Raw genomic sequence first — 21,709 nt, 5'->3', positions numbered from 1 at the left:
CAATCCGGCAGCCCCTCCCCGATGGGCCGCCTCGTGCGGCGGACCCTCGCGCGGGCCGCCCGGCGTCCGGAGGCGGGTCCCGCGGAGCCCGCCTATCGTGGGCCGGGGCGGCGGTCCCCGGTCCGCCGCAAGGCGTCCTGGGAGGCATTGATGCTGGCCAAGCTGTCGACGCGACCCGCACCGCGACGCGGCGCGCTCGCCGTGGCCGCCGCACTGACCCTGCTCTGCGCGGGGCTGCCGACCACGGCCGCGGACGGCGACGGTGGCCGTCCCCCGGACCTGTCCCGGTTCCACGACCAGAAGGTCGCATGGGGGAAGTGCACGGGCGACGGCATGCCCGACGACCTCCAGTGCGCCAAGGTGACCGTGCCCGTCGACTACGCGCGCCCCAAGGGCGCCACCCTCGACCTGGCGCTCGCACGCTATCGCGCCACCGGCGACAAACGCGGCTCCGTGCTGCTGAACTTCGGCGGCCCCGGCGGCCCCGGTGTCCCCGAACTCGCCTACGGTGGCAAGGAGTTCATGGACCTCACCGACGGCTACGACGTGGTGAGCTTCGACCCGCGGGGCGTCGGCCGGTCCTCCCCGGTCAGCTGCGGGGACGCCGAGGACGACGCGTACGCGGCCGTCGACGACGACCCGGACGACCTCGGTGATCCGCGGGAGCTGCTGGCGCAGCTGAAGAAGGCCGCCGCCGCGTGCGCCAAGCACTCCGGGCCGGTCCTGCCGCACATCGGCACGGTGGACGCGGCCAAGGACCTGGACGTGATGCGCGCGGCCCTCGGCGACGAGAAACTCAACTACCTGGGCTTCTCCTACGGCACCCGGCTCGGCGCGGTGTACGCCGCCCAGTTCCCCCACCGGGTGGGCCGGCTGGTCCTGGACGGCGTGGACACGCTCACCGAGCCGCTCGCCGAGCAGGGCATCGCGGGCGCCCGGGGTCAGCAGGTGGCGTTGGACGACTTCGTGGACTGGTGCGTGAAGGACATCGCCTGCCCGTTCGGACAGGACGCCCGGACGGCCCGTGAGGAGGTGCGGCGGCTGGTCCGCTCCATGGACGAGGACCCGGTGCCGACGGACTTCGGTGAGCCCTTCACCGGGCAGGACCTGGTGGGTGCCATTGGGCAGGGCCTGTACAGCAGGGAGTTGTGGCCGTCCCTGGAGCGGGCGCTGGCCCAGCTCGTGGAGAGCGGGGACACCAGCGGCGTGCTGGCGTTCGCCACCGGTGGCCTCTCCCTGCCGGTGCGCGACCCGGGGGGCGGTGATCCGGGCGGAGGTCTGACCGACGAGGAGGAGATCCCGCTGGACAACCTGCCGGCCGCGCTGATGGCGATCAACTGCGCGGACGACCCCGACCGCCCCACCGCCGAGCGGATCACCGCCGACCTGAAGCGGCTGCGCGCCGACTACGAGGAGGCGTCGCCGGTCTTCGGCCAGTACCGGCTCACCCAGGTCCTGATGTGCTACGGCCGCCCCAAGGGCACGGACTACATACGCGAGGAGGTCAAGGACCTCGACACGCCGAAGATGCTGCTGGTCGGCACCCGCGGCGACCCGGCGACGCCGTACCGCTGGACGGTGGAGACGGCGGAGCGGCTCGGCCCGTCGGCCGTGGTGCTCGACAACCGCAGTGAGGGCCACACGGGGTACGGCTCGTCGAAGTGCGTGCACCGCAAGGTCGACGACTTCCTGCTGTACGGTTCCCTCCCGCCGAGCGGCAGCTCCTGCGGGGCCGACGAGGACGACTGAGTGCGCCGCCGTCTGCCCCTGCTGCTGGCCGCCGTCGGCGCGGCCTGCGCGGCCCTCGCCGCGAGTGCCGGTTCGGCGCGGTGGTGGTTCGCGGCCGGGCCGCTGCTGGCCCTCACCGCCCTCGGTGTCCGCGATCTGGTGCAGCGCCGCGACTCGCTGCTGCGGGCGTACCCCCTGACCGGGCGGCTGCCGTTCGTGCCGTTCGTGCCCCGGCACGGTCGGGACGAGCGGCCCGGCGCCGTCCGCGAGTTCCTGGTGTCCTCGCTCGCCCCGGTCGAACCGGCCGAGGAGCCTCCCGTGGTGCGGGTGGGCGGTCCCGACTGCCGGCTGCCCTACGACATGGCGCTGCTGAACGTGTCCGCGTTGAGCTTCGGCGCGCTGTCGGCCCCTGCGGTGCTCGCGCTCAACCGGGGCGCCGCGCTGGGCCGGTTCGCGCAGGACACCGGCGAGGGCGGGTTGTCCGAGCACCATCTGCGGGGTGGCGGTGACCTCGTGTGGGAGATCGGGACGGGCTACTTCGGCTGCCGGACCGGCGACGGGCGTCTCGACGCACGGGAGTTCGCGGACAAGGCGGCGCTGCCAGAGGTTCGCTGTGTGTCGCTGAAACTGTCGCAGGGGGCCGCGCCGGGCGGCGGCGCGCTGCTGCCGGGCGTGAAGGTGAGCGCCTCGGTCGCGCTTGAGCGGAACGTGCCGGCGGGCGAGCCGGTGGTGTCGCCGCCGGGGCACCGGGAGTACTCCACGCCGCGTGAACTGGTGCTGTTCCTGGCGCGGCTGCGGGAACTGGCGGGCGGCAAGCCGACCGGGCTCAAGCTGTGCGTGGGCTCGCGCCGTGAGTTCCTCGCGGTGTGCCGGGCGATGGTCGCGGAGGGCGTCGCGCCGGACTTCGTGGTGGTGGACGGGTCGGAGGGCGGCTCGGGCGCGGCGCCGCCGTACGCCGGTGAGGTCGGGCTGCCGCTCACCGAAGGGCTGATGACCGTGCACAACGCACTGGTCGGCGTCGGGCTGCGGGACCGGGTGCGGATCGGGGCGAGCGGCGGGGTGGCCACGGGCGCGGACGTCGTCCGGCGGCTCGCCCAGGGCGCCGACTACACCAACGCGCCCGCGCGATGATGCGGGCCGTGGGCTGTGTGGGGACCGGCCGCTGCCACACGAACACCTGTCCGGTCGGCGTCGCCACGCAGGACCCGCGGCGGACGCGCGCCCTGGACGTGGGCGACAAGGCCCGGCGGGTGCGCGACTACCAGCGCGGGACGGTTCGCGACGCCGTGCGGATCATGGCCTCGATGGGCGTCCGGGAGCCGGCCGCCCTGACGCCCGCCCACCTGGTGCGGCGGACGGGCCCGGGGACGGTCCGGTCGTACGCGGAGCTGTACGAGTGGCTGGAGCCGGGGGTGCTGCTGTCCGGCCCCCCGGAGTCATGGGCGGCGGACTGGAAGTCGGCGGACCCGGACGGCTTCAGCTAGCGGCGTCCGGCCGGACCGGCGGGGCGGTCACGAAGGCGTCGATGGCCGCCGTCAGCTCGGCCGGCTTCTCCACGGGCAGTTCGTGGCCCGCGTCGAGGACGCGGACGGTGGCGTCCGGATAGGCCTTCGCCATCCGCAGCATCTGCTTCACCGGGAGCTGGATGTCGTGGTAGCCGTGGATCATCAGGGTCGGCGTGCGGATCTCCCCGACCCGGTCCAGCACGTCGAACGCCCGCATGGCGCCGTACAGCGTCATGACCACCTCGCGCGGGGTGTCCGCGGAGGACTTGATGTAGGCGCGGATCTCCTCGCGCGGGTAGCCGGGGGCGAAGGCGCGCTGGATGTTCGTGGCGACGAACAGCTTGTACGGGACGAGGGTGGAGGCCGCCATCAGCAGGCCTCTGCCCCGGTTGTACGCCATGCGGCCGATGGAGTTCACGAGCACCATGCGCTCGACGCGTTCGGGGTGGGCCAGGGTGATGGTCTGCGCGATCATCCCGCCCATCGAGTGGCCGACCAGCACGAACCGTTCGACCTTCAGGTGGTCGAGGAGGGCGAGGACGTCGTTCGCCAGTTCCTGGACCGTCTTCACGCCCGCACCGGCGCTGTCGCCGTGGCCGCGCAGGTCGAGCCGGATCACCCTGCGAGTCTTCGAGAAGTGCGCCACCTGGTGGTCCCAGCGGTGCCGGTTCGCCGTCCAGCCGTGCACGAACACCAGAGGCACCCCGCCGCCCTCGCGCGGCCCCTCGTCGTCGTACGTCAGTCTCGCGCCGTCGACTTCGAGCTGCGGCATGGGTGCCTCCTGCGTGAACGTCCGGTTACTGACGCGTACGGTAACCGGCCGACGGGGTCGGCGTCACCGTCGTTCGGCGAGGAAATCGAGGATGTGCCCGAAGACGTCGAGGGCGGCGCCCCGGCCGAGGAACGTGTCCAGGTGGCCGTAGCCCGGAATCTCGGTGTACCGGACGTCGAGCTGGGGCTGCCGGTGGGCGAGGATCTCGTGGCAGAGCTTCTGCGAGTCGAGCCACAGCCCGTTCTCACTGCCGGCGAGCAGCAGGACGGGCGTGTCGATGCGGGCCGCGGCGTCCAGGGCGTTGCGCGGCAGCGACCGGTAGCGGCCGTCGGTCTCGTGCCAGCGCACCACACTGCGGGCCAGCTCGATACGGCGCAGATGCGGCAGGATCCACAGCGGCGCCGGGCCGAGCAGTTCGGCGAGCCGGTCGTGGGTGGCGTCGGACAGGTTCTCGTGCACGAAGAGTGAGGCGCCGCTCCCCCAGGCCGAGTTGTGCAGCATCTGGCAGGTCGGGTCGGGGCAGGTCGCCCTGCGGGAGGCGAGGGCGAACAGGGGCGTGTACTTCGACCGGAGGCCCACCTTGCGGAAGTCGACCGGGATGTGGTCGATGCGGGACTTCAGCAGCTCCCCCGCCACCGACATGCGCAGGGAGGTGCGGCCGGCCAGCTTCGGCGTGAGGAACACGCCCTGGGAGACCACTCCGGCGAGGCCGGGGACCAGTCCGGCCGTCATCGACAGGGAGAGGGTGAGGGAGCCGATGCAGTGGGCGACCACGAACAGCGGGCGGTCGCCGATGCGTTCGCGGATGTGGGAGACGGCGGCCGGGATGTCGTACAGGGCCACGTCGTCGTAGGTGTAGCGCTGTCCGGTCTCGTTGTAGGGCAGCCGGCAGCTGCCCCGCCAGTCCAGGAGCCACGGTTCGTAGCCGTCGTCGAGGAGGGAGTCGACGAGGTTGCGGGTCTCCGGGAGCAGGAACATGTCGGCGGACGCGGTGTGGCCGTGCAGGAGGAGCACGGCGGGGCGGCCGCTCCCGCCCGGGTCGACGCGGGTCAGGCCGAGGCGGACGCCGTCGGCCGCGCGGAACGGGATCTCCTCCACGCGCGCCGGGTCCAGGCGGTGGCGCAGCGGGCGGAGAGCGGTGGTGGTCCTGACTCTGCGGAGCCGGCGCCGCGGCGCCGGGGTCGTCTTGAAGATCATCGGTGGCGCTCCGTGGGGTTCGGGGTGCGGCGCAGGTCGAGCAGGTCCGCGGCGGCGCGGGCGAAGGGACCGGCGAGTCCGCGGCCCATCTCCAGGCCGAACCACGCGAGCCAGGTCAGCTTGGCGGCCCGCTTCTCCCGGCCGGCGAGGTGCGGGGCGACCTTGATGCCGTCGATCTGGTCGCGGACGTAGGAGTCGGCGGGCACCACGACCTCGCCGGTGAAGGCGGCCGGTTCGCCCTCGCGGCCGAGTTCGATCGTCAGGGCGCGGGTCTGGCGCCACAGGTCGCGGCGGGCGCGGGCGTACTTGTGGCCCTCCAGCCACCACGGCCGCCCGTCCGCGTCGTGCAACCGCAGCCGGTAGCGCAGGAGTGGGTGCTTGAGACCGTGCTGCTGCGGGATGCCCTCCTCCGGGCGCACCCATATGTCGCCGTGTACGACGGTGAGCGGCTCGGCGTGGGCCGCCGGGCAGGTGATCTCGCCGGAGACGTCGATCCGGCGCTCCTTGACGAGCTGGTACATGCTCGCGATGGAGAGGGTGAGCGCCATGGAACAGGGGCTGCCGGGACTGTCATCGTGGTCGGCCGTGTCGGCCGTGGACTCGGCGCCGGCCATGGACGCGGTGCCGGCCGTGGACTCGGTGCCGGCCGTACCTGCCGTCGACTCGGTGCCGGCCGTGGACTCGGTTCCGCCTGCCCGGTGGACCCGGCCCTCTGTGGTCTCGGCGAACCACAGGTAGGGCTGGTCCTCCTTCCGCGGCAGTCGGGCGAGTCCGTCACCGGCCAGCTTCTCGAACGTCTTCAGCTGGGCCTGCGCGTCGTAGCGGGCGGCCGGGGTCAGCCCGAGGGCCTCCACCAGGGCGTCGGTGCGCTCGGCGCTCGCCGCCGGGCCCCTGAGAGTGGCCTCGCACAGCTTCAGCGCGGTCGGACTCTGCAACACCCGCGTGAGGAAGGCGAGTTCGGGCACCGGCTGGGCTTGCAGGCGGGCCAGTGTGTCGGTGCGCCACTCGTCCCAGTCCTCCACCCGGACGTGCATCCCGCCGAACGCCATGTCGCGGACCACGTCGTCGAGCGTGTTGGGGACGCCGGTGAGGTTGTAGTCGAAGCCCCACGCGTCCGGCTCGCAGACGACGGCGACGGCGACCCGGCTGACCCAGTCGACGGGAGCCGCGTTGAGGTAGCGGAACGCCGGTACGGTGCGGAAGCGGCCGAACGCCGAGATCAGACCGCTGCTGAGGTCCTGCGGGTTGTAGGCGCCGGTCTTCGTGTGGCCGCCGATGCCGCCGGGGCGCAGGGCGGAGACGATCAGCCCATGGTCGCGGGCGCGGCGCAGGGCGGTCTCGGCGGCCCACTTGGACTGGTCGTAGCCCGCGACGAGGCGGTCGACGTGGGCGAACGGGTCGTCCTCGCCCATGGAGCTGATGCCGACCTCGTTGAAGACGGCGATCGAGGAGATGTGGTGCAGCGGCTTGGGCCGTCCGGTGGCGGCGAGTTCGGCGAGGGTGAGGGCGCCGAGGACGTTGCCGGCGCGCAACGACTGGTAGCCGCGCAGGAAGTCGACGGCCGCCGCCACCCCGACCACGCTGTCCAGCTCGTGGGCGAGGGTGTGCCACAGCTCTTCGGACAGGCCGAGGCGGGGACGGCGGATGTCGCCGGGCAGCACGGTGACACGGCGGCGGACCTCCGCGTTCCACGGCAACCGGTACGTCCGCAACTGCTCGGCGAGCCGGGCGGTCGCCGCCTCCTCGTCGGCCCCGCGGACGAGGCAGTACACATGGGCGTCGCTGTGCCGGAGCAGGTCGAGCAGCATATGGCTGCCGAGGAAGCCGGTCGCGCCGGTGAGCAGGATCCGCCGGGGCGGCAGCGGCTCGGGCGAGCGGAGGAAGGGGAGACGGTCGGCGAGCGCGAGGTCGGCCAGGATCTGGTCGAGGTCCTCGCGGCGGGCGGTGCTGTGCGGGTCGTCCCCGAGGTCGGGGAGCGGGAGGGTGGTGACGGGCGCGGGCTGCGCGGACCGGGGGGACCGGACGGAAAGGATCGCCTGTGCGGCGGCCGGGGCTGAGGTGGGAAGCACGGCCGGCGCGGGGGCCGGGAGCTTCTCCGCGTCGGCGGTCCGGGGTGCCGGGAGGGGAGCTGCGCGGCCGCCCCGCTCCAGCCACCGTCGGGCCAGGCTGCTCGGCCGGGCGTCGGCGAACACGTCGTCGAGGTCCAGCTCCACGCCCAGATCGCGCTCCAGCTCCGCCGCCAGCTCCACGGCGTGCACGGAGCTGCCTCCGGCGTCGAAGAAGTCGGCGTCGGCGTCCAGGTGCCCCTGGGGCAGATGGCGCCCGGCCGCGACGGCGATCGCGTCGGCCAGGCCGTCCTGGTCGAAGGCGGGGTCAGCGGCGTCGACGGCAGGCCCAGTGGCGTCGACGGCAGGGGCAGTGGCGTCGACGGCAGGGGCAGTGGCGTCGGAGCGCGGTGTCGGCGCGGAGTCTCCTGAGGCGGGCCCTGGCCCCGCCGGGTCGGCCGTCATGACCAGCGCCAGCAGCTCGCTGACACCGAGCCCGCCGCCGCCCCGCTCGATCTCCTCGGCGGTGGCCCGCCCGGCGTCCGCGCGCTGTCCGGCGTCCGTGCGCTGTCCGGCGTCCGTGCGCTGTCCGGCGTTCGCCGCCGCGTCCTCGTTCATGTCACGCATGAGAGCCCTTCACGATGTGCACGGTCCTTTCCCTGCTGCTGCCAGAAGCCTTACTGTTGCCGAAGCCCTCACGGACGCCGCCGACGCCGCGGACGCCACCCGCTGTCCGGGCCGCCGTCACTGTTCCCAGGAGCGGAACGCCCGCAGGTGTTCCGGCGTGATGACGGTCTCCAGGAGTTCGTCGTCCGGGTCCCCGCCGCCGAGCGCGGCCACGATCCGGCGGGCCGGGGCGTTGCGCGCGGTGCGCTCGGCCGTCAGGCGGACCTTGGTGCAGCCCAGTTCGTCGGCGCGGTCCGCGAGCCGGGCGAGGAGCCGCTCCTCCACGCCCCGTCCGAGGGCGCGGCAGCTCATCAGCCAGGCCAGGACGTCGAGTCGGTCGCCGTCGGCGCGGACGGCGAGCAGGCCGATCTGGCCGTAGTCGCCGAAACGGTCGCGGGCCGAGGCCGTCCACACCTCGCCGCGGCTGAGCCACCGGTCGAGGTCGCGCCGTCGGCGGAGCGGGCGCGGAGGGTGAACTGGTTGGTGCGGCGGACGAGTTGCTCGGCCCGCCGCACGTCTCCTCGCCGAGGGCGCGGACGTCGACCTCCAGCTGCAGCTGGGCGAGGAACTCCTCGAAGCCCGCCTGTTCGCGGACGGTGTCGCGCTCGCGTTCCTGGTCGTAGAAGCGGGCCCGCAGGGCGTCCTCGGCGGTGGCCGGGGCGGGGACCAGTGGCCACAACCTGGCCAGGAAATCCTCCAGTTCGGCGGCGGGCGGGCAGGTCACGGACAGCACCTCGGGCAGCGCGGCGCGCATCCTGCCGATCTCGGCGGGGTTGTCGTCGAGGAACAGGAAGCTGTCCACACCCAGGCCGAGGGTGCGGGCCGCCTCCGCGACGCGGGTCGGCTTCGGCCCCCAGGCGGCGGACAGGACGCTGAAGTGCTCGGCCGTCAGGAGGCTGTCGGGCCGGTCGAGGACGGCCCGGACGGTGTCCTCGTCGTTGTTGCTGACGAGCGCCAGCAGTGCCCCGGCCTCCCGCCACTGGAGGAGGCGGCGCGCGAGAAGGGCGCGCGGCCCGGTCAGGTCCACGGCGTCGGGGCCGATCTCCCCGGCCACGCCGCCCCACAGCGTCTCGTCACCGTCGACGGCGATCACCTTGGGCGCGGGCCGCAGCACGGACCGGACGGTCTCGGCGAGGCACAGGGCGACCGCCGCCTGGAAGGGCGGGGTGAACGGCAGGTGGGCGAGGCGTTCGGTGCGTTCGTCGAAGCGTTCCGCGACCGGGTGCCGACGGGTGAAGTCGTCGGGGCGGAGCACCGCGATGCCGGGCAGCGCGGCGAGTTCACCGGCGGTCTCGCGCTCCCAGCGGGTGAGGCGTTCGTCGGTGCGGACGGCCGGCAGGAAACCGACGATCAGCGGCTTGCGGGTCCGTTCGGCGACGGCCCGCAGGGCGGCCGGGTACTCCGTGCGCAGTTCGGTGAGGAGCGCGTCGTCCACCGGACCGAACCGTTCCAGGTCGGGCGCCCGCAGAAGGACGACGCCGACGGCCGTACGGGGGTCCGCGAAGACGCCGGAGGGGTCGCGCAGGGCGGCGAGCACCTGGTGGTACGGCGCTTCGACGACCGTCGGCCCGCCGTGCGGCGCCCCCTCCCCGAGGGCGGTCGCGCACATCAGCGGGAGGTTGCCGAGGGCGAAGGTGGCGGCGAGGGCGAGGGACCGGGCGGGCGCGGCCTCCTGCCGGGCGACCGGTGCCGACACGTCCTGCGCCACCTCGCCCAGCAGCTCCACGAACTCCTCACCGAGCCCGGCCGTGGCCGCGGGGTCGAGGATGTCGAGGTTGTGGTCGAGGCGGATGCGACCCGCGTCGGGGGTCATGGTGATCATCAGGTCCAGGTCGGAGTAGCCGGTTCCGGCGGGCAGGACGTCGAGGTTGGCGAGGCCGCCGCCGTAGCGGACGTAGTTGAAGTAGACCTCCACGAGCGGGGCCTCGGCGCGGTGCAGGCCCTGCCGGGCGAGGGTCGCCAGCACGTCGGAGAACATGGCGCCCCTGGCCAGGAGCCGTTGCATGCGTCCGTCGGTGCGCCGCAGCACGTCGGCGACGGGTTCGCCGGCCCGTGCCTCGGCGGGGAACGGCACGGGGACGCCGTAGAAGCCCACCGCGTCGAAGGCGTCGGTGTGGATGCGGGTGTCGACGGGGACGGCGAGCACGAAGCGTTCGCGTCGCCGCTTGCGGGCCAGCAGCACCGTCAGGGTGCCGAGGCAGAAGGCGGCGGGTGTGACGGCGAGGCCGCTCGCGGCGGCTGTCACACGGTCCATGAGCCCGTCGGGGAGGGCCACCGTGACACTGCCCGCACGGTACGACCGCCGCGCAGGGCGTGGGCTCGACAGGGTCAGGTCGAGCCGCTCGCTGCCGTCGAAGGCCTCGCGCCAGTCGTCCGTCGCGGTGCCCTCGCCCGTCTGCTGGGCCTCGATGAGGAGGTGGACGTCCCGGTTGGTGGGGTCCGCGCCGAGCGGGGTGCCGGACAGTTCGGTGTCGATCTCGCCCGCCACGAGGAGCAGGGACTGGAGGTCGCTGACGGCGTGGTGGGCGCCGAAGACCAGGATCTGGCCCCCCGCTCGGCCGTCCAGCAGCTCGAACCGCCACAGGGGTGCGGCCGTCAGGTCGAACTCCGGTTCGAGCAGCGTCCGCAGGCGCTCGGCCGCGTCCGGATCGTCCGTCACGGGTGTCCACCGCAGGAGCGGTGGCACCTCCCGGACGACGTGCAGCAGGCGTCCGTCCGCGCCGGTCCGGACGGCGGTGCGCAGGGCGGCGTGCCGGGCGGCGAGGCGGTCCACGATGCCGGTGAGCGTCTCGCGGTCGGTGGGCGAGGTCAGGCGGACGGCGAGGCCGACGGCGTGGGCGGCCTGCGGCATCTCGGGGCGGGCGCTGCGCAGCAGGCGTACCACGTCGCGGGTCGCCGGGTGCGTCTCGGTCTCCGGCACCTCGGCGTCCGGGTCGGCGGTGCGCTGTTCGGCCGCTCGCTCGGGCAGGGCGGCGGCCAGGGTCCCGGCCAGGCTTCTGACGTCGGCGGCGGCGAACATCTCGGCGGTGGGCAGTTCGACGCCCAGTTCGCGGGCGAAGGAGTTGCGCAGCCGCACCAGCATGAGGGAGTCCAGGCCGAGTTCCTTGAGCGCGCTGTTCGCGGAGGTGTCGACGACGCCGCCGGAGACCTCGCCGACGCGGGCGCGGACGTAGGCCTCCAGCCAGCTGACGCGGTCCTGGTCGGTGGTGGCCGCGAACACCTTCCGTACCAGGCCGTCGGCGTCGCCGGTGCCGGTGGGGGCGGTGACGAGGTCGGCGAGGATCGGGCGGGTGCGCACCGCGTCCGGGGAGAGGGCGAGGAGTTCCCAGTCGAGGGCGAGCGGGGCGAGTTGGCGGCGGCCGGTGTCCAGGACGCGGTCGAAGAGTTCGCCGCCCTCCTGCGGGGAGAAGGCGACGAGCCCGGAGCGGCCGGTCTCGGTGGCGCGGGTGCCGGACTCGGCGACCATGCCGACGCCGGACCAGGCGCCCCAGTCGAGGCTGAGCGCCCGTCGTCCGGTGCGGGAGAGGTGGTGGGCCCAGGCGTCGAGGAAGGCGTTGGCCGCCGAGTAGGGGCTCTGGCCGGGTGAGCCGAGCAGGCCGGCCGCCGACGCGAACAGGATTAGGTTGCCCGCTTCGGGGGCGAGTTCGGTGAGCAGTGCGGTGCCGAGCACCTTGGGCGCGAGGACGCGCAGGACGCGTTCACCGGTCAGGTTGGCGACGGTGGCGTCGTCGAGGACACCGGCCGCGTGCACGATCGCGGCGATGGGGCCGGCTTCGTGGCGTACGGCGTCCAGGGCGGCCGCCAGGCTGTCGCGGTCGGCGACGTCGGCGCGGGCGAGGTGCACGGTGATCCCGCGTTCCTCCAGGCCGCGGATCCAGTGCCGGGCGTCGGCGGCGGGGGTGCCGCGGCTCAACAGGGCGAGGCGGCGGGCTCCGCGCCGGACGAGCCGCTCGGCGACGACACGGCCGAGGCCGCCGAGCCCGCCGGTGATCAGGTGCACGCCGTCGGGGGTGACGACGGGCGCGCCGTCGATGTCGGGCCGGGTGCGGGTCAACCGGGGGACGAGGCGGCCCGACTCGCGCAGGGCGACGAGGCGTTCGTCGTCGGCGTGGCGCAGCTGGGTCCACAGGGCGTCGGTGCCGCCGGTGGCCGGCAGGTCGACGAGGGTGGCCGTCAGTTCGGGGTACTCCTGGGCGACGGCGAGACCGAAGCCCCAGGCGAGCGCCTGCTGCGGGTGGGCGACCTGGCCGCTGCCCCCGACGGCCTGGCCGTCGTCCCCGACGGCTTGACCGCTCTCCCCGGCGGCCTGGCTGCCGCGTGCGACGACGAAGAGGCGCGGGGAGCGGCCGCGGGGGCGGTCGGCGAGGGCCCGCACGAGGTGGAGGGTGGCGAGGCAGCACAGGCGGGCCGCTTCCTCGGCGGTCCGCGCGTCGGTGACGGCCGGGGCGTCCAACGCGCTGAGCTGTACGACGCGCGCGGGCAGGGTGTCGGGGTAGGCCTCGTCGAGGAGGCGCGCCAGGTGACCCGGGTCGGCGAGGTCGAGGACGTACCGGCCGGGGCCCTCCGCGGTGAACTCGGTTCCGCCGCGGGCGACGACGTGCGGCACCTCGGTGCCGAGGCGGGCGAGGAGGTCGTCGGCGGTGCCGGTTCCGTCGGCGAGGATCAGCCAGCTGCCCTCGGCGGGGCGTTCCCGGGCGGCGGGGCGGGGCTGCCAGCGGGTCTCGAAGAGGGCGCCGTCCAGCGGGGAGAGCGCGGCGAGTCCGAACTCCTCGGCTTCCAGGACGAGTCGGCCGTCGTCGTCCCACAGGCGCAGGTCCAGGGAGGCTGTGTCGCCCTCCACCGAGCGCAGTTCGCAGCTCACCCAGACGGGTGCGGTGCGCCGACCGGTGTGGCGGACGCGGCCGAACCCGGCGGGCACGAACGCGCGTCCCTGGGGCGCGTCGCCGGGCAGGGCGGCGGTGTGCAGGGCGGAGTCGAGGACGGCGGGGTGGAACAGGTGCCCGGCGGCGGGGCGTTCGGCGAGTCGCGCGAGCGCGGCGGTGTCACCTCGGCGGCCGGACTCCAGGTTGCGGAAGGCGGGGCCGTACTCGATGCCGAGGGCGCTCAACTGGGCGTACACGGGGCCCAGTTCGACCGTCTCCGTGCAGCTCGCGCGGATGTCGTCCAGGCGGGGTTCGGGAACGGGGGGCGTGTCGAGAAGCATCCGGCCGGTGACATGGCGTTCCCAGCGTCGCTGACCTTCGGCCGCCGAGGCGACGGTGAACTCGCGGACGCCGTCCTCGGCGGGGCGCAGGACGAGCTGGATGCGCATGGGCCGGCCCTCGTCGAGGCGCAGGGGTTGGACGAACCGCACGTCCTCCAGGCGCACTTCGGCGCTGTCCGTCACCGCGTGGGCGGCTTCCAGGGCCATGTCGAGGAAGGCGGCGCCGGGCATCCAGACCTCGCCGGTGACGCGGTGGTCGGTGAGGTAGGAGAAGCGGCTGTCCCGCAGGTCGACCTGGCTCTGGAAGAGGTGCCGGCCGGGTTCGTCGCTGGCCTCGACGTGTGTGCCGAGCAGCGGGGAGGCGCCGGCCGCGGTGGGCGGGGCGGGGGCGAGCCAGTGGCGTTCGCGGGCGAAGGCGTAGGTGGGCAGGTCGAGGCGGCGGCCCTGGCGGAAGAGGGCCGTCCAGTCCGGTGCGTGGCCCGCGGTGAACAGCTCCCCGGCCCGGCGCAGCAGCACGGCGTGGCCGTCCTGCCGGCGGCGCAGGGAGCCGATGCCGACGGCGTCGACACCGGACTCGGCGGCGACGGCCTCGACGGCGGCGGTGAGCGAGGGGTGCGGGCTCAGCTCGACGAAGTAGCGGTAGCCGTCGTCCAGCATCCGGCGGATCGTGTCCGCGAAACGGACCGGTCGGCGCAGGTTGGCGAACCAGTACGCGGCGTCCAGACGGTCGCCGTCCACCGGTTCGGCGAGCACCGCCGAGTACAGCGGGGTGTCCGTGCGGGTGCCCCGGACGGACGCGAAACGGTCGAGGAGTTCGTCTCGGAGCGGCTCCATGAGCGGACTGTGGGAGGCGAACGGCGTGGACAGCCGGCGTACCGTGACGCCCCGCTCCTCCAGCTGCCGGCCCAGCTCGGCCAGGGCGTCGGCGTCGCCGGAGACGGCGGTGGAGCGGGCGCTGTTGAGGGCGCCGACGAACAGCCGTCCCTCGTACGGCGCGAGCAGTTCCCCGACCTCGGTGTACGGGAGGCCGACGGCGACCATGCCGCCGTGTCCGACGAGCGGCACGACCGCGTGGACGCGGCCGGTCACCACCGTCACGGCCTCGTCCAGGGTGAGCGCGCCCGCGCTGTAGGCGGCGGCGATCTCGCCCAGGCTGTGACCGACCACGGCGTCGGGGGTGACGCCGAGGGCGCGCCAGGCGGCGGCCAGGGCGGCGTTGACGGCGAACAGCACCGGCTGGAGGTACTCGGTGCGCTCCAGAGGGGAGAACTCCTCGGGAGCGCGCAGCACGTTGAGCACGGACCAGCCGGCCTGCCGCTGGACGGCCGCGTCGATGCGGGTCAGCTCCGTCCGGTACGCCTGCGAGTCGGCGAACAACTCCAGTCCCATGCCCGGCCACTGGCCGCCGTGTCCGGCGAACAGGAAGGCGACCTTGCCGCTCTGCTCCTCGCGGTGCGGGGCCAGGGGCGCACGGCCGGACGCCAACGCGTCCAGCGCGGCGCGCAGTTCGCCCCGGTCGCCCGCCACGACGGCGGCCCGCCGCTCGAAGTGGCTGCGGTGCCGCGCCAGGGTGTGGGCGACGTCCGGCAAGGGGGTGTCCTCGGTGACGTACGCCGAGAGCCGTGCCGCCTGTCCGCGGACGGCGGCCTCGCTGCGGCCGGACAGCACGAAGAGGTGCTTGTCGCCGCTCGCTTCGGCCGGTGTCCGCGGCGCGGTCCCGGGCGCCTCCTCGACGACGATGTGCGCGTTGGTGCCGCTGATGCCGAAGGCGCTGACGCCCGCGCGCCGCACCCGCCCCCCGTGCGCGGGCCAGGGCCGGGCCTCCTGGAGGAGCCGCAGTCCGCTGTCTTCCCAGTCGACGTGCCGGCTGGGCGTGTCCGCGTGCAGGGTGGCCGGGAGGGTCTCGTGGCGCAGCGACTGCACCACCTTGATCAGCCCGGCGACGCCCGAGGCGGCCTGTGCGTGACCGATGTTGGACTTGAGGGAGCCCAGGTACAGCGGGCGGTCCGGGGGCCGGGAGACGCCGAAGACCTCGGTCAGGGCGTTCGCCTCGATCGGGTCGCCGAGGGTGGTGCCGGTGCCGTGCGCCTCGATGTGGTCGATGTCCTCGGGCGCCAGCCCGGACTGCTCCAGGGCGCGACGCAGGACCAGCTCCTGGGCGGGGCCGTTCGGGGCGGACAGGCCCTGGCTGCGGCCGTCCTGGTTCACGGCGGTGCCGCGCAGCACGGCCAGTACCTCGTCGCCGTCGCGCCGGGCGTCGCCGAGCCGCTTCAGTACGAGCATGCCGGCACCCTCGGCCCAGATCGCGCCGTCGGCGTCGTCGGAGAAGGAACGGCAGCGGCCGGTCGCGGACAGGCCGCGCAGTCTGCTGAACTCGACGAAGGTCTGCGGGGTGACCATGAGGGTGACCCCGCCGGCGAGGGCGAGGTCGCACTCGCCCGACCGCAGCGCCTGGGCCGCGAGGTGGATCGCCACCAGGGAGGACGAGCAGGCCGTGTCCACGGTGAGGGCGGGCCCGTGCAGGCCGAGCGTGTACGACAGCCGGCCGGAGGCGACGCTCGGCGCGGACCCGGTGCCGACGTAGCCGTCGAGCTGGTCGAGGCGGGTGCCGGCCAGGTATTCGCTGCCGAACATGCCGACGTAGACGCCGGTGGTGCTGCCCGCGAGGTCCGAGGGCACGATGCCGCCGCGCTCCAGGGCCTCCCAGGTGGTCTCCAGCAGCAGCCGCTGCTGCGGGTCCATGGCGGCGGCCTCCTTCGGGGTGATGCCGAAGAAGCCCGCGTCGAAGGACTCGATGTCGTCGAGGAAGCCGCCGTCGCGGGCGTAGGACTTGCCGGGGGCGTCCGGGTCGGGGTCGTACAGGGACTCCACGTCCCAGCGGTCGGCCGGGAAGGGGCCGACGGCGTCGCGGCCGTCCGCGACGAGTCGCCACAGGGCGTCGGGGTCGTTCACCCCGCCGGGCAGGCGGCAGGCCATCGACACGATCGCGATCGGCTCGTCGGCGGGGGCGGCGGCGCGGGCCGCCCGTGCGGGGGCAGCCTTGCCCCGGGGGTCGCCGAGGGCCGTGTCGAGCAGGTGGCGGGCGAGCCGTTCGGGGGTGGGGTGGTCGAAGAGGAGGGTGGCGGGCAGCTTGGCGGCGAGGCGGGCGCCGATGCGGTTGCGCAGCTCGACCGCGGTCACCGAGTCCATTCCGAGGTCGCGCAGCGGCTGGTCGGGCCGGACGGCTTCCGCGGAGCGCAGCCCGAGGGCGCGGGAGGCCTCCTCGCGGACGAGGGCGAGGACGCGTTCGGCGCGTTCGGCCTCGGGCAGTGCGGCGAGCCGGTCGGCGAGGCCGCCACGGGGTCCGACGGTACGCGGCGCGGGCAGCAGGGAGCGCCACAGGGCGGTCCCGGCCGCGTGCTCGCGCAGGCGTGGCAGGTCGAGCGACCAGGCCACCAGATGGGGTGTGCCGCGCCGCAGGGAGAGTCCGACCAGGTCACGGCCCTGGTCTGGGGTGAGGGGGCGGTGGCCCAGGCGGGCCATCCGCTCCAGGTCGGCGTGCTCGGCGGCGAGACCCTCACCGGCCCAGGCGCCGAAGGAGACGGAGGTGGCGGGCAGGCCCCGGGCGCGCCGGTGGTGGGCGAGCTGGTCGAGGAAGACGTTGGCGGCGGCGTAGTTGCCCTGGCCCGCGTTGCCGAGGACGCCCGCGGCCGAGGAGACCAGCAGGAACATCTCCAGCGGCAGTCCGGCGGTGAGCCGGTGCAGATGGGCGGCGCCGTCGGCCTTGGGGCGCAGGACCCGGGCGAGCCGCTCGGGGGTCAGTTCGGCGATCACCCCGTCGTCCAGGACGCCCGCGCAGTGCACGACTCCCCGCAGCGGGTGCTCTTCGCCGACGCGGGCGAGGACGCCGGCCAGGGCGTCGGCGTCCGCGACGTCACAGGCGGCGACCTCGGCCTCGGCGCCGAGCGCGGCGAGTTCGGCGACGGTCCGGGCGGCGCTCGGGTCCGCCAGTCCCTGGCGGGACGTCAGCAGCAGTCGGGGTACGCCGTTCTCGGCGAGCAGGCGGGCGATGTGCCGGCCGACGGCGCCCAGGCCGCCGGTGACGAGGACGGTGCCGTCACCGGGCAGGGCGCCGCCCTCGGCGGCGCGGGAGCGGATCAGGCGTGGAGCGAGCAACGCGCCCGCCCGCACGGCCAGTTCCGGCTCGTCGTCGTGCGCCACGGCGGCCCGGAGGGCGTCCGCGCAGTCGGGGGTGTCGAGGTCGAGGAGGGTGAGCCCGAGGTCCGGGTGTTCGGAGCGTGCGCTGCGGGCCAGCCCCCAGAGCACGGACTGGGCGAGCGCCGGTACGGCGTCCCGCGCACCGGCCGCGACCGCGCCCCGGGTCACCCAGACGGTCCGCGCGGGCGTCCGCCCCTCCGGCAGGGCGAGCAGCGCCTGGAGTTCACCGAGGGCGACGGCGGCCAACTCGTGGGCCTGGACGGCGGGTTCGCCGTCGGTGTCCGGGCGCGGCCAGAACCGTACGACGACGTCGGCGGCGTCGGTCACCGGCACCCCGGCGGACATCAGCTCGCGCGCGGCCTCCGGGTCCCCGACGACCGACCACGCCTCCTGCGGGGCCTCGGCCGCCCGGGGCACGGCCGTCCACGCCACCTCGTACAGGTGGCGTGCGTTCTCCGAGCCGCTGCTCAGATCCGCCGGAGTGGCCGCCCGCAGCCGTACGTCCTCCAGGCGGCCCGCGGGGAAGCCGTCGGCGTCCCACAGGGTGACGTCGAGGGTGAGGTCGGTGGCCGTGGATCCGGTGCGGCGGACGGAGACGATCAGGTCGTCGGCGCCGCCTTCGAGGGTGCAGCGGCCGACGGCGACGGGGAGCAGCACCCGCTCGTCGGACGGGTCGAGCACCGCGGCGACGTGCAGGGCGGCGTCCAGCAGAGCCGGGTGGACGGGGTACGGGTCGGACACGTCCCGCGCCTCGGCCGGCAGCGACAGCCGCGCGAGGAGTTCGCCGTCGCCGGTGAGCACCGCCTCCCGTACGCCCTGGAAGGCGCGGCCGTAGCCGAGGCCGACGCCGGTCAGCCTCTCGTACGTCTCCTCGGTCCAGGCCGGTGCCGCGTCCTCGGGCCAGAGCGGGGGACGCTCCCCCGGGACTCCGGCCGGGTCGGCGCCGGACGCGGTGGCGTGCAGGGTCCAGCCGGTGGCCTCCCGGCCGCGCGGGCGGCTGTGCACGGTGACCTCGGTGTCGGGGCCGTCGACGACGACCTCGACGGACACCTCGACCGTGCCGGACGCGGGCAGCACGAGCGGGGTGAGCAGGAGCAGGCCGGTGACGTCGGTGGACTCGTCCGGGCGGGCCTCGGTGAGGGCTGCGCGGCACAGTTCGAGCAGGGTCGTGCCGGAGACGACGGTCCGGCCGAAAACAGCGTGGTCGGGCAGCCAGTCGGCGGTGGCCGGGGACCACTCGTCGCGGAAGGTCCAGCGGGTCTCGTCGGGCGACCGGAGCTGGACGCCGAGGAGCGGGTGCGCGGCCCGGCCGAGGAGACCGCCGGTGGCGGACGTGCCCTCGGGCTCTGTCCAGTACCGCTGGGTGTCCCAGGCGTAGGTGGGGAGTTGGGCGGGGCCGGCCGTTTCCGGTACGGCGCGCCGCCAGTCGAGGTCCCTGCCATGGACGTGCAGTTCGGCCGCCGACCGGTCCAGGCAGGCGCGCGCGTCCGCGTCCCGGCGCAGCGAGCCGACGGTGACCAGGTCGTGGCCGGTCTCCTCGCCGATCGTGCGCAGAGCCGTCAGCAGGGCGGGGTGGGGGCTGAGTTCGACGAAGCAGCGGTAGCCGTCGGCGGCCATCCGCCGCACGGTGGGCGCGAACCGGACGGGCTCGCGCAGATTGGCGTACCAGTACTCGGCTGCCAGTTCCTCGGTGACGGGCTCGCCGGTGACCGTCGAGTACCAGGCGACGGACGCCGGGTAGGTGGTGACGCCGTCGAGTTCGTCGAGGATGCCGGCGCGGACCGGTTCGACTGCGTGCTGTGGGAGGCGTAGTCGACGTCGAGGCGGCGGACGAACACCTGCTCGCGGTCCAGGTCGTCGAGGAGGGTCTGGAGCGGTTCCACCTCGCCGGCGATCACCGTGGAACGACCGCTGTTGACGGCGGCGACGGACACCTCGCCCTGCAGACCGGCGAGACGCTCCTCTACCTCGGTGTGCGGCAGGGCGACGACGGCCATGGTGCCGCTGCCGGACAGGGCGGTCAGGGCCTGGCTGCGCAGGGCCACCACGGCGGCCGCGTCGTTGAGGCTGAGGGCGCCCGCCACGCAGGCCGCGGCGACCTCGCCCTGGCTGTGCCCGATGACGGCGTCCGGGCGGATCCCCCGGGCCCGCCACACGGCGGCCAGGGCCACCATGACCGCGAACAGCACGGGCTGGACGACGTCCACGCGGTCCAGGGACGGCGCGCCGGCGTCGCCGCGCAGGACGGCGCCGACGGACCAGTCGGTGAAGGGGCGCAGGGCGCCGTCGCAGCGGTCGAGTTCGTCGGCGAACACCGGGTCGTGCGCGAGGAGGTCACGGGCCATGCCGGCCCACTGCGAGCCCTGGCCGGGGAAGACGAAGGCGACCTTGCCGGACGGGCGGGTCTCCTGGGGGCCCGCGGTGGTGTCCGGGTCGGGTTCCCCCGCGGCGAGCGCGTCCAGGGCGGCGAGGAGTGCGGCGCGGTCGGCGGCCTGGACGACGGCCCGGTGCGCGAAGTGGGTGCGGTGACGGGCGAGGGTCGCGGCGACCGCCTGGAGCGGTGTCGCGGGCGCCTCGCGCAGGGCTCCGGCGAGCCGGCCGGCCTGTCCCTTCAGCGCGCGCGGAGTGCGGGCGGAGAGCGGGAACAGGACCGGGGCCGCGAGGCCGGTCTCGGGCGCGGAGAGGTCGGTCTCGGGCGCGGCAAGGTCGGCGGTCTCGGGCGCCTCCTCCAGCACCACGTGGGCGTTGGTGCCGCTGATGCCGAACGCGCTCACGCCCGCCCGGCGTACCCGGTCCGCGCGGCGCGGCCAGGGCTCGGCGTCGGCCGGCACCCGCAGGCCGCTGCCCTCCCAGGCGATGTGCCCGGTGGGCGTCGCGGCGTGCAGGGAGGCCGGTATGCGTTCGTGGCGCAGTGCCAGGACGGTCTTGATGACGCCGCCGATGCCGGCCGCGGCCTGGGTGTGTCCGATATTCGACTTCAGGGAGCCGAGGACGAGGGGCCGGTCGGCGGGGCGGCCGGGTCCGAAGACGGCGGCGAGGGCGTTGCCCTCGATCGGGTCGCCGAGCGGGGTGCCCGTGCCGTGCGCCTCGACGTGGTCGATGTCGTCCGGACGGAGCCCGGCGGCGTCGAGCGCGGCCCGCAGGACCCGTTCCTGGGCGGGCCCGTTGGGAGCGCTGAGTCCCTGGCTGCGGCCGTCCTGGTTGAGGGCGGAGCCCTTGACGACGGCGAGGATCCGGTCGCCGTCCCGGTGGGCGTCGGAGAGCCGCTTGAGCAGGACGAGGCCGCAGCCCTCGGCCCACACCACGCCGTCCGCGTCGGCGGAGAAGGGACTGCACCGCCCCGACGGCGACAGGCCGCGCAGCCTGCTGAACTCGACGTGCCCGCGCGGGGTGACGAGCAGGGTCGCGCCGCCCGCCAGGGCGAGGTCGCACTCGCCGACCGCCAGGGCCCGCGCGGCCAGGTGCAGGGCGACCAGGGAGGAGGAGCACGCGGTGTCGACGGTGACGGCGGGCCCCTGGAGGCCGAGGGTGTAGGAGAGGCGTCCGGAGGCCACGCTCGCGGCCGAGCCGGTGCCGACGTGTCCGTCGAGCTGCGCGAGAGAGGCGGCGCCGAGGTAGCCGCTGTCGTAGAGGCCGACGTAGACGCCCGTGGAGCTGCCGTTCAGCGTGTCCGGGACGATGCCGGCGCGTTCGAGGGTCTCCCAGGCGGTCTGGAGCAGGATCCGCTGCTGCGGGTCCATGGCGGCGGCCTCGCGCGGGGAGATGCCGAAGAAGGGGGCGTCGAAGCGGTCGATGTCGTCGAGGAAGCCGCCGCGCAGGGTGTAGGCCTTGCCGGTGGCCTCCGGGTCGGGGTCGAGGAGACCGTGGGTGTCCCAACGGCCCGAGGGCACGTCGGAGATGACGTCCCGCCCGGCGTCGAGGAGCTGCCACAGCGCCTCGGGGTCGTCGGCGCCGCCGGGGAAGCGGCAGGCCATGGAGATGATCGCGATGTCGTCGCCGAGGAGGGTGGCGGCGGCACCGTGGGAGCGTCCGGTGGCCGGGTCGTCCTGCCGGGTGCCCGCGGTGGCGTACGCGGCCGGCCGTTCCTCGAAGAGGGCGTCGGCGAGCGCCGCGATGGTGGGGTGGTTGAAGACGAGGGACGGTTCCAGGGTGCGGCCGAGGCGGTCGGAGAGGTCCGCGCCCAGGGCCACCAACTGGCGGGAGCCGAGGCCGAATTCGGCGATCGGGCGGTGTGGGTCGACGTGCAGCGGGTCGAGGCCGGCCGCTTCGGCCACGGCCGCGGCCAGCCAGGCGCGCACGCCCTCGGCGGTCGCCGGGGACGGCTCGGGGTTCTGGGGCAGGGACGCGTTCGCAGGCATCTGGAGAGGTCCTCGTGAACTGGGTGCGCGGCGGACTT

The 21,709-nt window shown here is 74.8% G+C and carries 4 protein-coding genes and 3 pseudogenes; 2 read left to right on the top strand and 5 right to left on the bottom strand.

Annotation, left to right across the window (positions count from 1 at the left end; translation table 11 throughout):
• Positions 1 to 150 precede the first annotated feature (150 nt).
• Positions 151 to 1,749, top strand: a complete 1,599-nt coding sequence (locus BM536_RS32530; protein ID WP_094103815.1) for an alpha/beta hydrolase — start codon at positions 151 to 153, stop codon at positions 1,747 to 1,749.
• Positions 1,750 to 3,212, top strand: a pseudogene (locus BM536_RS32525) (glutamate synthase-related protein). It begins immediately after the preceding gene.
• Here the strand turns inward: BM536_RS32525 and BM536_RS32520 are convergent.
• From BM536_RS32520 to BM536_RS44480, 5 genes and pseudogenes are all read right to left on the bottom strand, one after another.
• Positions 3,205 to 4,005: an alpha/beta fold hydrolase gene (locus tag BM536_RS32520; protein WP_073492573.1), complete on the bottom strand. Its 801-nt coding sequence runs from the start codon at positions 4,003 to 4,005 to the stop codon at positions 3,205 to 3,207. The pseudogene BM536_RS32525 and the gene BM536_RS32520 overlap by 8 nt on opposite strands.
• A 63-nt stretch (positions 4,006 to 4,068) precedes the next feature.
• Positions 4,069 to 5,202 carry an alpha/beta hydrolase gene (locus BM536_RS32515; protein WP_094103814.1) on the bottom strand — a complete coding sequence of 378 codons (1,134 nt, stop codon included), beginning with the start codon at positions 5,200 to 5,202 and terminating at the stop codon, positions 4,069 to 4,071.
• Positions 5,199 to 7,874, bottom strand: a complete 2,676-nt coding sequence (locus BM536_RS32510; protein WP_094103813.1) for a thioester reductase domain-containing protein — start codon at positions 7,872 to 7,874, stop codon at positions 5,199 to 5,201. The genes BM536_RS32515 and BM536_RS32510 overlap by 4 nt, the downstream gene beginning before the upstream one ends.
• Positions 7,867 to 8,958 (bottom strand): annotated as a pseudogene (locus BM536_RS45040) (HAD-IIIC family phosphatase); the annotation flags it as partial. The gene BM536_RS32510 and the pseudogene BM536_RS45040, both read right to left, overlap by 8 nt.
• A gap of 651 nt (positions 8,959 to 9,609) precedes the next feature.
• A pseudogene (locus BM536_RS44480) lies at positions 9,610 to 21,671 on the bottom strand (SDR family NAD(P)-dependent oxidoreductase); the annotation flags it as partial.
• Positions 21,672 to 21,709: the final 38 nt, after the last annotated feature.

It is taken from the genome of Streptomyces phaeoluteigriseus (assembly GCF_001896135.2).
GTDB classification, from domain to species: Bacteria; Actinomycetota; Actinomycetes; order Streptomycetales; family Streptomycetaceae; genus Streptomyces; species Streptomyces phaeoluteigriseus.
This window is presented reverse-complemented; position numbering and strand designations above follow the sequence as displayed.